General features: G+C 48.5%; 14 protein-coding genes. 13 read left to right on the forward strand and 1 reads right to left on the reverse strand.

Annotation, left to right across the window (positions count from 1 at the left end; genetic code table 11):
• Nucleotides 1-119 precede the first annotated feature (119 nt).
• From C558_RS0116620 to C558_RS0116635, 4 genes are read left to right on the forward strand one after another with little or no spacing between them, the layout of a single operon-like run.
• Nucleotides 120-1,079, forward strand: a complete 960-nt coding sequence (locus C558_RS0116620) for a metal ABC transporter solute-binding protein, Zn/Mn family (RefSeq protein WP_018757416.1) — start codon at nucleotides 120-122, stop codon at nucleotides 1,077-1,079.
• A 33-nt stretch (nucleotides 1,080-1,112) separates the two neighbouring features.
• Nucleotides 1,113-1,895: a metal ABC transporter ATP-binding protein gene (locus C558_RS0116625; RefSeq protein ID WP_018757417.1), complete on the forward strand. Its 783-nt coding sequence runs from the start codon at nucleotides 1,113-1,115 to the stop codon at nucleotides 1,893-1,895.
• 8 nt (nucleotides 1,896-1,903) lie between these two features.
• Entirely contained in the window at nucleotides 1,904-2,857 is a 954-nt protein-coding gene (locus C558_RS0116630) for a metal ABC transporter permease (protein WP_018757418.1), read from the forward strand.
• Nucleotides 2,854-3,735, forward strand: a complete 882-nt coding sequence (locus tag C558_RS0116635; protein ID WP_026263960.1) for a metal ABC transporter permease — start codon at nucleotides 2,854-2,856, stop codon at nucleotides 3,733-3,735. Before C558_RS0116630 ends, C558_RS0116635 begins: the two co-directional genes overlap by 4 nt.
• A 127-nt stretch (nucleotides 3,736-3,862) precedes the next feature.
• Here C558_RS0116635 and C558_RS32620 read toward each other — a convergent pair whose 3' ends face one another.
• Nucleotides 3,863-4,705 carry a DUF2785 domain-containing protein gene (locus C558_RS32620; RefSeq protein ID WP_018757420.1) on the reverse strand — a complete coding sequence of 281 codons (843 nt, stop codon included), beginning with the start codon at nucleotides 4,703-4,705 and terminating at the stop codon, nucleotides 3,863-3,865.
• Between the two features lie 371 nt (nucleotides 4,706-5,076).
• On the opposite strand from C558_RS32620, the gene C558_RS0116645 reads away from it, so the two are divergent.
• From C558_RS0116645 to C558_RS0116680, 9 genes are all read left to right on the forward strand, one after another.
• Entirely contained in the window at nucleotides 5,077-5,847 is a 771-nt protein-coding gene (locus C558_RS0116645; RefSeq protein ID WP_018757421.1) for a DeoR/GlpR family DNA-binding transcription regulator, read from the forward strand.
• 14 nt (nucleotides 5,848-5,861) lie between these two features.
• Complete coding sequence (locus tag C558_RS0116650; RefSeq protein ID WP_018757422.1) at nucleotides 5,862-6,863, forward strand: PHP domain-containing protein; 1,002 nt, start codon at nucleotides 5,862-5,864, stop codon at nucleotides 6,861-6,863.
• Nucleotides 6,864-7,022: 159 nt separating this feature from the next.
• Entirely contained in the window at nucleotides 7,023-7,241 is a 219-nt protein-coding gene (locus C558_RS34475) for a peptidase associated/transthyretin-like domain-containing protein (protein WP_211220771.1), read from the forward strand.
• A 618-nt stretch (nucleotides 7,242-7,859) separates the two neighbouring features.
• A complete protein-coding gene (locus C558_RS0116655) occupies nucleotides 7,860-8,720 on the forward strand; it encodes a DegV family protein (RefSeq protein ID WP_018757423.1) in 861 nt (286 codons plus the stop codon).
• Nucleotides 8,721-8,883: 163 nt separating this feature from the next.
• Complete coding sequence (locus C558_RS0116660; protein WP_018757424.1) at nucleotides 8,884-9,459, forward strand: sigma-70 family RNA polymerase sigma factor; 576 nt, start codon at nucleotides 8,884-8,886, stop codon at nucleotides 9,457-9,459.
• Nucleotides 9,449-10,270 carry a hypothetical protein gene (locus C558_RS0116665; protein ID WP_018757425.1) on the forward strand — a complete coding sequence of 274 codons (822 nt, stop codon included), beginning with the start codon at nucleotides 9,449-9,451 and terminating at the stop codon, nucleotides 10,268-10,270. Before C558_RS0116660 ends, C558_RS0116665 begins: the two co-directional genes overlap by 11 nt.
• A 29-nt stretch (nucleotides 10,271-10,299) precedes the next feature.
• Nucleotides 10,300-11,139, forward strand: a complete 840-nt coding sequence (locus tag C558_RS0116670) for a carbohydrate ABC transporter permease (RefSeq protein WP_040675277.1) — start codon at nucleotides 10,300-10,302, stop codon at nucleotides 11,137-11,139.
• Between the two features lie 13 nt (nucleotides 11,140-11,152).
• Complete coding sequence (locus C558_RS0116675) at nucleotides 11,153-12,031, forward strand: carbohydrate ABC transporter permease (RefSeq protein WP_018757427.1); 879 nt, start codon at nucleotides 11,153-11,155, stop codon at nucleotides 12,029-12,031.
• Nucleotides 12,032-12,048: 17 nt separating this feature from the next.
• The gene (locus tag C558_RS0116680) at nucleotides 12,049-13,209 is read left to right on the forward strand and encodes an efflux RND transporter periplasmic adaptor subunit (RefSeq protein ID WP_018757428.1); all 1,161 of its coding nucleotides are present in this window, start codon (nucleotides 12,049-12,051) and stop codon (nucleotides 13,207-13,209) included.
• Nucleotides 13,210-13,541 lie beyond the last annotated feature (332 nt).

Raw genomic sequence — 13,541 nt, forward strand, 5'->3', positions numbered from 1 at the left:
AATGTTGCATTAAGGAAACTTTTTTGAATATAATTAAAAAATAAGTATAAGGTAAACTTATTTGTGTTAGACAAACAAATATTTATATACTAAAACATTTTTGAAGGAGTGGGTTTTCCATGCAAACGAAATTCTCGGTGAAAAAGGCGCCGCTTAGGCGACTGATCATGATGGTCGTGGTGCTCGGCGCAGCGATTGCGCTATCTGCATGCGGCAGTAATGAAGCCAAGAAAGGCACCGAAGGAAAGCTGAACATTGTGGCAACGATTGGCATGATCGGCGATGTGGCGGAGCAAGTCGGCGGCGACCATGTTACAGTGACCTCGCTGATGGGTCCAGGCGTTGACCCGCATCTTTACAAAGCCTCGCAAGGGGATATGAAGAAGCTGGACGGCGCAGATATCGTGTTCTATAACGGGCTGCACTTGGAAGGCAAAATGGTAGATATTCTAGAGAAGATGAGTTCACATAAGACAACGGTTGCTGTCTCGAAGACGATTCCGGAAGCCGAGCTATTGTCTGATCCCGTAGCCCCCGATTCACATGACCCGCATATTTGGTTCAACGTACAGAACTGGATGAAGGCAACGGAGGTCATTCGCGATACGTTGATTGAGGCAGACAGCGCACATGCGGAGGATTATCGCAAGAATGCAGAAGCGTTTCTAACGCAGCTGAAAGAGACGGATGATTATGCACGAGAGCAGATTGGGCAGATTCCAGAAGAACACCGAATCTTGGTGACAGCGCATGATGCGTTCCACTATTTTGGAAGAGCCTATAACATTCAGGTCATGGGCCTGCAAGGAATTAGTACCGCATCGGAGTACGGCAGCAAAGATGTGAGCGATTTGCGGGATTATTTGGTAGAGCATCACATTAAAGCCGTATTCGTCGAATCGAGTGTGTCGACCAAAGCCATTGAAGCGGTGATCGAAGGCGCCAAGAAGATGGGACATACCGTCGAGATTGGCGGCGAGCTCTTCTCGGATGCGATGGGGAAGGCCGGAACGACGGAAGGCACGTACATCGGCATGGTAAGACATAATGTAGATATCATTGTTAAGGCTTTGAAATAGCAATCAGGAATGGTGAGTGGAGGAGGAAGGACGATGAATCAGAGGAATCGAGGAAGCGAAGTATCACCCTTGACGGTAGAGGGGTTGACGGTGGCCTACCAGAAGAAGCCCGTGCTTCGTAATGTATCGTTCGAGGTGCCTGAAGGCAAGTTGATCGGCATTATCGGCCCGAACGGTGCGGGGAAGTCGACGATGATCAAAGCGATCTTAGGATTACTTCCACGTGTTAGCGGAGAGACGGAGATCTACGGTAGACCGTACAAGGAGATGCGGCGCAAGGTGGGCTACGTCCCGCAGCGTGAGTCGGTGGATTGGGATTTTCCGACGAATGCGCTGGATGTCGTCATGATGGGACGTTACGGACATTTGGGGTGGTTTAAGCGGCCCGGCGCGAAGGAACGTGAGATCGCGATGGATTGCCTTCGCAAGGTTGGGATGGCTGACTATGCGCACCGCCAAATCTCCCAGCTCTCTGGTGGGCAGCAGCAACGGGTATTCTTAGCCAGGGCGCTTGCACAGAATGCGGACTTATATTTCATGGATGAACCGTTTGTCGGTGTAGATGCGATGACGGAGCGTGCGATTATCACATTATTGAATGAGCTGAAGGCACAAGGGAAGACCGTATTGGTCGTCCATCATGACCTCGCGACGGTCAAAGAATATTTCGATTGGGTTATGCTGCTGAATGTAGAAATGGTCGCTTACGGTCCGACAGAAGATGTATTTACGAAATCGCTGCTCCATCAGACGTATGGTGGACGGCTGGCTGTATTCGATCATGAAGACGAGGCGATCCTCGTCGATTCGAGGTGAGTCTAATGATGGAATTTTCTTGGTCCGTTCTTGCGGACCCGAACACAAAATGGATTCTCATGGGATGTATGCTGCTTGGACTGATGAGCGGCATGATCGGAAGCTTTGCGTATTTACGGAAGCAGAGTTTAATTGGAGATACGCTCGCACATGCAGCGCTGCCCGGCATTTGTATCGCTTTTATGCTAACGGGCGTAAAATCACTGCCGCTGTTCTTCATTGGCGCGTTTGTGTCGGGGCTAATTGCAACGTATTCTATTACGGTAATTACACGGTATACGCGGATAAAGGCGGATGCCGCGATGGGTATCGTGCTCTCCGTGTTCTTCGGAATTGGCATTGTGCTGCTCACGCAAATTCAACATTCGCCGAATGGGAATCAAAGTGGATTGGATAAATTCTTGTTCGGTCAGGCCGCTTCGATGATTCACAGCGACGTCTATCTGATGATGGGGGTATCTGCGGTGATCATAATTGCGTGTACCTTGTTGTTCAAGGAATTTAAGCTGTTAAGCTTCGATCCTGGCTTCGCACGAGGACTGGGCTTTCCGGTGGGGCTGCTCGAGCAGCTGTTAATGTTCTTCCTCGTCATGACGGTCGTTGTAGGTATTCAAGCGGTTGGCGTCGTCTTGGTTGCAGCGCTGCTCATTACACCGGCGGTTGCAGCGAGATATTGGACGGATCGATTAGGCGTCATGGTCGTGCTCAGCGGTGTGTTCGGCGCGATTAGCGGCGTGATCGGTACGCTGATTAGTACGACGACGAGCAACTTGCCGACAGGTCCGCTTAGTGTGCTTGCTGCGACAACGGTATTCGGCTTCTCGATCTTATTCGCCCCAAGACGCGGCGTATGTGCGAAGGTGATTCGCCGTATCCGTGGCAATGAAGCGATTCGGGCTTCGGAACGGATGCGAGAAATGCAGCGGCAGGACATTCGTCTGCGGAAGGAGGAGTCCCTATAATGGAATTTTGGATTATCGTGACTGGTGCCTTGGTAGCGACGGCATGCGGAATATTAGGCTGCTTCCTCGTCCTTCGGCGAATGTCCTTGATCGGGGATGCCATTAGCCACTCCGTATTGCCGGGGATTGTGATTGCTTTTATGATGAGCGGGTCACGCGACTCGCTCGCGATGCTGCTAGGGGCTTCGGTTCTTGGACTGGTCACCGTGTTCTTGATTCAGCTGTTCCAGCAGAGCGGCGTGCAGGCCGATGCTTCAATCGGTGTTGTGTTCACGGCCTTGTTCGCCGTTGGTGTCGTGCTCGTGAGTCTGAACGCAAGACAGGTCGATCTGGATTTGGATTGTGTCTTGTTCGGTGAGATTGCTTATGTGCATTGGAATACGATGAGCGTGTTCGGGATTGATGGGGTTCCGAAGGCTGTGTGGATCCTCGGCATTACGCTGCTCGCGATATTCCTCGTGATTGGACTATTCTACAAGCAGTTCAAGTTATGCGCATTCGATCCCGCAATGGCGCTCGCTTGCGGCATTCCGGTTGCATTGTTCCATTACTTGCTGATGGGACTGGTATCGATGACAACGGTCGCAAGCTTCGAGAGTGTCGGGGCGATCCTCGTCGTCGGGATGCTGATCGTTCCCGCAGCGACGGCTTATCTGTTGACAGAGCGTTTATCGATTATGATTCTCTATAGTGTACTTATCGGCATCACCTGTGCGGTACTCGGCTACTATGCTGCCGCTTGGCTGGATGCATCGATTGCGGGGATGATGGTGACCGTAGCAGGACTGCTGTTCGTCGTTGCACTCATTTTCTCCCCAAGCCATGGATTGCTCATGCGATGGGTGAAGCGTCGTCGATTGGTTGGAGTCGAAGCGTAAAAGGTGATAAAAGTGAAAAAAATATGGAAGAGAAGGGAAGCGAGAGAATGCTCGCGTCCCTTTTTTTTGCGGGATAGATTGGTGAAGATTATTAATCGAATGAATCATTTATCTCGTGAATGATCTGTTATTTCTGACGAAGGGCCTTTAACTCGGTATAAAGCTGCTCATCTTCCCCACGCAGCTGCCCGTTCAATTTGAAACCCAAATACACGCTCCGAACGACATGCTTCAGATTAATGCCCTTGACGTAGCGTTCCATGTAATCCTGTTGGTCAAGCTGTTCCGAAGCGGTCTCAATCCATGTACAGAACTGTGCGGCGGAGACGTGTTGGTGCGTAATCATCGAACGGAGTGCGACCGCCATACGTTCATCTTCTTCAAAGCCGAAGACGGCCTCCGCACGGGTGATAAATTGGTAAAACGCCTGCCAGATTTGCTGGCAAACTTCATACGAGGAGAATCGGTGGTAGGCCAACTCGTCGAACGCATCCGATACATGAGCCACACTGTGTACCCAGCCGTATTCTGCAACATAACCCCTTAGATCCATTTCGCGTTCCGCATATGTGATGAGGGTGTGCAAGACGTTTGTATAAGTCTCTTCCGAGAGGAATTTCTCCTGCTGATCTTGATAGAGGATCGATGCGATGACGAGCGATGAGAAGCTTCGCATCAGCACGCTGGACGTATTCGACTCGCCGATGCGATAGAGCAGCATTTCCGAAGAGAGGGCTTGATCGAGCAGGGTCAGGAGCTGATCAGACGTGAATTTGGACGACGTAATCCATTTTGCGATGAGTGAATAAGCGAGATTGTCCCGAAGCTCGGCATCGGTTGAATGAAAACATTGAAGAACGCGCTTTGATGCATTGAGCAGTTCGTCGCCTTCGGGCATCGGAATGTCCTCGTTAAGTAATTGTTGAAGCCATTGTTTCGTTTCGATGGTGCTGCTGGTTGAGCTTGGCATCCGGTGTATGCTCCTTTTTGAGATGTATTAACACAAATTGTTTACGTTACAGTAATGGGGGATAACAGTGAAACGTACCGTACAGCCGGTATCCAGCGGTTAATTATCCAATTGGAACGTGTTTTGATAAGTGCCCATGTGTCCGTTAGATAGTAGAAAGTGATCATTTGGCAAGAATATCGCCCTTAGGGTCCGATATCCCATATATCAATTCTATCATGTTGGTAAATTTGGTAAAAGTTATATTAAGATTATCCCCCAAGCATTGACACTACCCCCCTTAAAACCTAGAATAAATCATAGGAATACCACATAAAAACAGTACAAACAACCAAAAACAACATATTGATGATGATAAGGATGGAACGATCATGTCACTGACTTTTGAAGAACGGAAGAAAACGATTCTAGATTGGTTGGATAAGGATGAGAAGGTGCAGGTGCTGCCGCTTGCTGAACAGCTTAGTGTAACGACGGAGACGATTCGCCGGGACCTCGACCGCCTGGAGAAGGAAGGACGCTTGAAGAAGGTCTATGGGGGCGCCGTTAGGACGCGGGAAAATGTGATGGAACCGCCGTTCATGAAGCGTTCACTAATGCAGCCGGATGAGAAAGCGGCGATTGGTGCCTTCGCGGCTTCGCTCGTTCAAGAGGGAGAGACGGTCATGATCGACAACGGGACGACGACGCTTGAAGTGCTCAAGGCGCTTAGGGATCGTGCCGATGTGACGGTCGTGACGCACTCTGTTCCGGTGCTGCTTTACGCCATGGAGATGTTCAAAGGACAGTTGATTTTTGTCGGAGGGCAAATGGATGTGCAGGCGCAAGCAGCGACAGGGGCGATGACGGAGAACAGTCTACAGCAATTTAAGGTACACAAGGCATTCATCTCCGTCGGCGGCGTATCGCTCAAGGACGGCATTAGCGATTACAACGTGAACGAGGCGAGTATCTCCCGGTGCATGATGGCGCGGGCGGAGGAATCGATCGTCGTGGCGGATCATACGAAGCTGGGCCAGAGCGCTTTTGCCAAAATTGCAGATATCAAGCAGGTGTCGATGCTGATTACGGATCGTGGCTGTTCAGCCGATTGGGCGAAGCAGTGGAGAGAGACGGGGAACGAAATATATATCACTGAATAGAGGGGAGACAGACGATGAAGATCGATTTTCACTTTCATTTGGAAGAAGGGCCATACAGCACAGGATGGATCGGAAGGACAGCACGGGCATTAGAGAACGTGCATCAAGATCGGGGGACACTGCATGCGCCATCGCATTCGCTAGCTTGGGTTAATGAATTAACAGAGCTGTTGCGAGATCGGATGGAAACGGGCTGCTTCAGTGATACGTGGCTGGCCTATTATTTTGAAGAAGGCAAGAAACGCGGGATCGAACGGTTTGGTATGGTGGATCATCTGTATCGGTTCACCGAGTTCCGTTCGTATTACGAGAAGCATATGGTGCTAGACGATTCCCCGCTCGGACGGATGCAGCAGTATTGGCTGGACCGGGTATGTGTGACGTCGATTGAACCGTATTTGGATGCTGTACGGCGTGCGAAGGCCGCGGGGTACCCGGTATCGCTCGGCGTAGAAGCGGACTTTTTCCCGGGCGGAGAAGAGGAGCTTGGCGCATTGCTGTCACAATATGAGCTGGACTACGTGATTGGTTCGGTTCACTTCGTGGATGGTTGGGGGTTTGACAACCCCGAGGCGCAAGAGTTGTTCGAAAATCGGGATTTGGTCGAATTGTATGCCAAAGGCTTTGAATACGTGAAAATGGCCGCGCGAAGCGGGTTGTTCGACATTATTGCGCATCTGGATAACCTCAAAGTATTCAACTATAGACCAGATGAAATTCAACTATTGCCGCTCTATGAAGACGTGGCGAAGACGTTGAAGGAAGCGAATGTAGCGACGGAGATCAACACGGGATTAGCCTATCGTTATCCTGTCAAAGAGGCTTGTCCAAGTCCATCCTTCCTGCAAATTCTGAATAAACACGGGGTGCCGATCACGATGAGCTCGGATTCGCATTTCCCGGATGATATCGGAACGTTGCTCGATGAAGCGATGGATCTGCTCGAAGCAGCAGGGTACACCGAAGTGATCTATGTGCATGAGAAGCAGCGGATTACAGTGCCTCTAAGGGACTAGTGAACCGTGTAAAATGTTGTGACCCCAGTGGAGATCCACTGGGGTTTTTCGTGTGGTCCTCTAAGCCGGCCACCAATACACGGATGAGAAGGGCAAGCTCACACTGCATTCGATCGTTCCTGGACTCTATCCCGGCCGGACACGCACGGCCATATCCATATGAAGGCTCAAGCGTCCAATGATCCGATTCTGACTACGCAGTTGTATTTCCCAAACGAGCCTCGCAACGACGAGGACTTCAACGATAAACTCATCATGAATGTGAGGGTGAAGCCGACGGCGCGGTATGGGACGGGGATTGAACCCCGTCTTTTTTTATTGTTGAAATTAACTGCGCAAAAGCAGTTAATTTGCGTGAAGCGGCTGATTAAGGAGTAAATAACTGCGGAAATGCAGTTAATTTGCGTGAAGCAGCGTATTAAGGGGTAAATAACTGCGCAAATGCAGTTAATTTGCGTGAAGGCTAATTAAGGGGTAAATAACTGCACAAATGCAGTTAATTTACTCGAAGCGGCGGATTAAGGAGTAAATAACTGCGCAAATGCAGTTAATTTGCTCGAAGCAGCGGATTAAGGAGTAAATAACTGCACAAATGCAGTTAATTTGCATGAAGCGGCTGATTAAGGGGGAAATAACTGCGTTAATGCAGTTAATTTGCTCGAAGCAGCGGATTGAGGAGTAAATAACTGCGCAAATACAGTTAATTTGCGTGAAGCGGCTGATTAAGGAGTAAATAACTGCGCAAAAGCAGTTAATTTGCGTGAATCGGCGTATTAAGGAGTAAATAACTGCGCAAATGCAGTTAATTTGCGTGAAGCAGCGGGTGTTTGAGCACCTGTTGTTATTTTTTGCTGTCCACTTCCAGGTAAAGATATTTCTCTAGTTGGAAATTGGTGTAAATGATGAATGAGCGTGATATTTCGCAATGTTATATTCGAACTTCTGTTATATAATGAGCAATTACAACAAATTTAAATAATAAGAAATGAGACCTTCATGACAAAGAAAATTGCTTGGATTACAGACAGTACTGCCTATATTCCAGAGGATTTGAAGAATAATCCGGACGTATATGTAATTCCGATAGGGATTATATTCGGTAACTCTGTGTTCGAAGACGGCGTGGAGCTAACCACGGAGGACCTGTATCGACGAATCCGGGAAGAGAAAGAGATCCCCAAGTCATCCCAGCCCCCGGTCGGCAGGTTTACGGAGCTTTTCGAGAAGCTTAGTTCAGATTATGACTGCGCAATTGCTATTCATGTATCGGATAAAATAAGTGGAACATTCGCTGGCTGCCAATCGGCCTCGCAGCTTGTTCCATTCGAGGTCGAAGTTGTTGACTCGAAATCGATGTCTTATGCGATTACAACGTTGATCTACAAAGGCATAGCGCTTGCACGGCAAGGGCTAGACAGCAAGGAAATCGCGAATCAGTTACGGCTGGAGACAGCGAAATCGCAAAATTATATTGTTCTAGGTTGTTTAGATCAGTTCTATAAGGGTGGGCGGATGACGGGAACCCAATATTTATTAGGATCGCTTCTGCGAATTAAACCCATCATTCGGGTCAATTCCGAAGGGGTGTTCGAACTATTCGAGAGGGTCCGTTCAGAGAAGAAGGCATTCAATCGTATGACAGAACTCCTGAAGCAAGCTTTTGATAAATATCACATTCAGCAATTGCAAATTATGCATGGGAATGTCCGGGATAAGGCGGAGGCATTCAAGCAAGATATTAAGAAGCATTTTCCAAGCATGGATATTGTCATCGGAGAAATTAGTTCTGCGATTGCAGTACATGCGGGTGAAGGGACCTTGGCCGTCATTTGGCACAATGAGCCGAAATCCATTTAGGAAAAGAATTAGAGTGAGACCCTTCGTAGACAGTGACGGGGGTCTCGCTCTTTTTTTTGCGACTATTGATAATTTCCCATAATTACCCTCATGATAAAACTGAACCTTTTCGAACGATCGAAGCAATATAGAGGTGTAAGCTTACCAAGGAGGGCCCTTGTTCATGCAAGAAATCGAATTACAGCGATGGATCGAACGTTTGCGGGAAGGTGATCAATCTGCATTCAAGGTCATCTATGAATGGACCTTTCCCGAAATTTATCGTTCGGTCGTGTTCTTAATACCTGACAAACAAGAGATCGAGGATCTGATGAATGAAATATATTTTCAGCTATGGATGTCGATACCGAATTATGATTCGCGCCGACCTTTCCGATTCTGGCTACACGGCATTGTGCTGAAGCAAATTCAGAAATGGAGGACGCAGCGCTGGAGAAGGTTCCGGATCTTTGAGAAGAAGAGGCTCTTAGAAGTGGAAGAGCACCTGTTCTCGGATCGGCCTGTTCTTGCGGCAGAGACACACCAGGAGATGATATCGATCGTTCATCAGTTATCGTACAAACTTCGTATCGTGATCATTCTTCGTTATTTTCACGATTATGCTTTAGATGAAATCGCTGAACTGCTGGATATTCCGCTTGGTACGGTCAAATCCAGGCATCATTCAGCACTGGGCAAGCTTCGTGAGCTTAGTCCGCATTTTGAACAAGAAAAGGAGCAGAAACTTTATGTCCATTGAACAACAACTGCGCGATAAGCTACAAGATTGTGCGGAAGCAATGGAAGTTCCATCAGAAATGCAAAAGCGTGTGGAGCAAGCTTCCTATGAGCGCTATCGGAATGAAAAGCATAAGTCTAAATCAGCTTTAAGATTTCGCCTGATTGCAGGGGCGCTTGCGGTTGTCCTGCTCACACCTGTAGTCATCCATACCGCCCCTGTCGTCGCCGCTCAAATTCGCGCTCTATTGCATTTATCGGGGACGGAAGACACACGCAGCTTCGTCACGAAAGATGAGGATTCAGATTATATCACGACCAATTTATATGAAGATGAGGTTGCCGAGAATAAGGCTGCACAAGATGTGCTTGCACGCATTTATCACGGTTATCCAGAGACGCGCTCTTTCGAAATTGCTAACGCACAAATTACAGAAGGGACGCGTGGCGGGGAGCAAATCCATGAATTGAACTTGATTCTCATGGAGAAAGGGAAGACTTTCGCTGATCCGCATAAGGAAATTACAACGATCGTCGATGTGAGGACTGGAGCGATTCAATTCTTTCAAGCGATCGAATTAGATCCTTCGGCACATACCTCGAATTTGCGGGAGACGGAAGCGATTGAGATTGCGAATGCCTTCTTGGACCTATTGCAAATGAATACCGAGGGATATCAACATGAGGTTATACGGACAAGTTCGAATAACACGCAAGAAACGGATCAATCGATCGTGATCTACAAGCGTCCTCAAGATGGGAAGAAGATGCTCCAAGTTAACCTTCGACAAGGCAGTACGAGTGTCGCGAACATCAGTCAGGAGAAGTCTTGAGGGGTCAACGACTCATCCGTCGTGAGGGTATGGTCGCGTTGACATTCTTGCTGCCAAGTGCCATCGGATTCGCGTTGTTCTATATCATTCCGTTCGTGATGGGATTGATCTATTCGATGTTGGATCGAACCGTAGGCGGATCGTTTGTAGGATTGGCGAATTATCAGGAGCTGCTGAGCAGCGGTTCATTTCGCAAAGCGGCATCGAATACCTTCTGGTTCACGGCAGTGAACGTACCGCTGATGCTGTTATTATCGCTGGTTATCGCCATTCTATTGAATCGTAATCTCTATCTTCGGAACTTCATTCGGATGGCCTATGTTCTGCCGCTGGTTGTGCCGGTCGCTTCTGTCGTGATGGTATGGCAAGTGATCTTCGATTGGAATGGATCGCTGAATGCTTGGCTGCATGGCTTCGGACTGGATCATATCGATTGGATGAAATCGGCATGGGCTAGAGGCGTCGTATCGGTCTTCTATCTCTGGAAGCATGTCGGCTACAATATCATCCTATTCCTAGCAGGGCTGCAAGGTATTCCGCGAGACTATTATGAGACAGCGAATATCGAAGGGGCAGGCAAGTGGCGCCAATTCTACAGCATTACGCTCGTCTACTTGACGCCGACAATGGTCTTCGTTGTGTTGATGTCGATCATGAATACATTCAAAATATTCCGAGAAACGTACTTGATCGCAGGGGACTACCCGCATGATAGCATTTATACACTTCAGCATTATATGAACAATATGTTCCTAACGATGGATGTACAGAAGCTGTCTGCGGCCGCATCACTCATGGTGATCTGCATCTTCATGATCGTAGCGATTCTGCTTCAAATCGAGAAGCGATATACGCAATTTATGGATTGAACGAGGAGGAAGTATGGAGAAAAAGGGGTTCATTCGGAACCTCATGGGAACGCTGGTGATGGCCTGCATTGGGCTAATGATGCTTTTTCCAGTTGTGATTACTTTCACAAATTCTCTGATGACAGAGAAAGAGATTGACGGCAATTATGGTCTTGTGGGCACCATGCCGACCCTTGCGCCAGGGGAGTCGCCGTCATTTGTGAATTTGAAGCTCATACCGGATTGGCTGTCCTTTGAGCAATATGGAAAAGTGTTGCTCGAGACGCCGAATTACCTGTTCATGTTGTGGAATTCGGTTGCCATGGTCGTAGCGATCATTGCGGGGCAGACCGTCGTGAGTGCGTTGGCCGCGTACGCATTTGCCAAACTCCGATTTAAGGGAAGAGAGGGTTGGTTCCGCGTCTACTTAATGACGATGCTGATGCCTTTCCAAGTGACCCTGGTTCCGAATTATATTATTGCTAATCAGTTAGGTTTAATGAATACATCGAGCGCAATCATATTGCCAGGGATATTCGCGGCATTTGGGGTGTTCATGCTTAGACAATTTATGCTGTCGATTCCCTATGCGCTTATTGAAGCGGCACAGATGGATGGCGCCGGACATTATCGTATTTTCTACCGTGTTATGCTGCCCTTGATGAAGCCGGGGATCGCGGCGCTCGTCGTCTTGCTGTTCGTAGACTATTGGAATATGGTCGAGCAGCCCTTGATTTTCTTGGAGGATGCCTTTAAGCAGCCATTATCGCTCTATCTATCCAGAATTAACACGGAAGCGCAGGGCATCGGCTTCGCTGCTTCGATGATCTACATGACGCCGATGGTGCTGTTGTTCATGTATGCGGAATCGTATTTTATCGAGGGTGTACAAATGTCGGGCATTAAAGGGTGATCGAGAGGAGGAACAAGATGAATACAGGGATGGCTGAAGCGATGGATGCGGGCCGAAAACGAAAAATAGTGTGGATCTCCGGTCTGTTCATCGGCGTGCTCCTACTTCTTACCCTATCGAGTAATACATGGCTGACGATGAGTCTGCCTAAGGTCCGAACAGAGATCGGGAGACAAGGGCCGTTGACCACCCAGTGGAATGGCACAGCGCGGCTGATGCCCAGGCAATTGATGGCATTATCCAATGCTGCGGAGTGGACGACGAAGGAAGTGCTCGTGAAACCGGGAGATCGCGTTACAAAAGGACAGACGCTCATTACGTATGACAATCCTAATGCCGAGCAGGAAATACAGGATGCCAGTGCGAGTCTTGCGCAGCAGCGGTTGTCGATCGAGGATTTGCAAGATGCTTATATTGAAGCGGCTCAGAACAATGATGAAATGCAGATGCGTCGCACGAAGAGGGAACTAGAGCGAGCCCGGTTGATGATGGGTGTGCAGCAGCGAAAAGTAGCGGTGATGCAGTCGGACGCGAGTAGACAAAAACGTATCGTTGCATCATTTGATGGTGTCGTAATGCAGGTCAATGCGGCTTCGCAGATGCCCTCAGGGAGCAACGGGCCGGATGTAAGTCTAGCGAATATGCAGCAAGGCTACCAATTCGAGATTGTTATACCGAATGCCGTGGGGCGGAAGTATCGTACAGGAGATAAGCTCAAAGTTCAAGTAGAGCATAAGGACACGAACGTACCCGTTGAAGGGACGATTCGTGAAATTCGCAATACAGCGAGTACAAGCGAAGGAAGTCCGTCGCAGGAGGCGTCCGGGATGCATGCGACGCCCGATGCATCGAACCAACTTTTCGTTGTACAAGTAGAGCATCAAGATCTGGAGGCCAACGACTTGGTCAATGTAGATTTAACGCAATCCGAAGAGAACGAGGGGGCCTTGCTTGTGCCGAACCAAGCGATTCATCGCGAAGGCAAGAACATCTACGTACTTGTTGTCGAAGAACGTAGAGGTCCGCTGGGGAATACGTTTATCGTTCGCAAAGCCCCAATCCGAGTAGGGGATACGAATGGTCAGGAGACCCTTGTCCTGCAAGGGGTATATATTGGGGATGCCATCATTGTGGAGAGCAACGAGCCGCTAGCGGAAGGTAGTCGCGTAAGAGTCTAGTGCGTTCGCTTATTATAGAGGTTGTTCAAAAAGTCATCATTTGATCACGAAGTCATTCAAGAAGCATAATCAACATCGAATCTTGCGTTCACCTTTGAGAGCATATGCTTACGGAGTATGTTTCCTTTGGAAACATTTCAGGTACTCATTTAGGTTTCGCCTAAACTCCGTTCCTCTGAAAGTTTTTCGAAGGAAAACTCTCTACGGAAGCATAGGCCTTTCAGGTTCTCGCAACCTAAGCTTACGCTTACGATGTAAGTGTTCTTTGAAAACTTTAAGGTGCTGAAATGCCGACTTTTTGAACACGCATTAATAGATTTTACATGTGGAGA

It is taken from the genome of Paenibacillus terrigena DSM 21567 (assembly GCF_000374845.1).
GTDB classification, from domain to species: domain Bacteria; phylum Bacillota; class Bacilli; order Paenibacillales; family Paenibacillaceae; genus Paenibacillus_K; species Paenibacillus_K terrigena.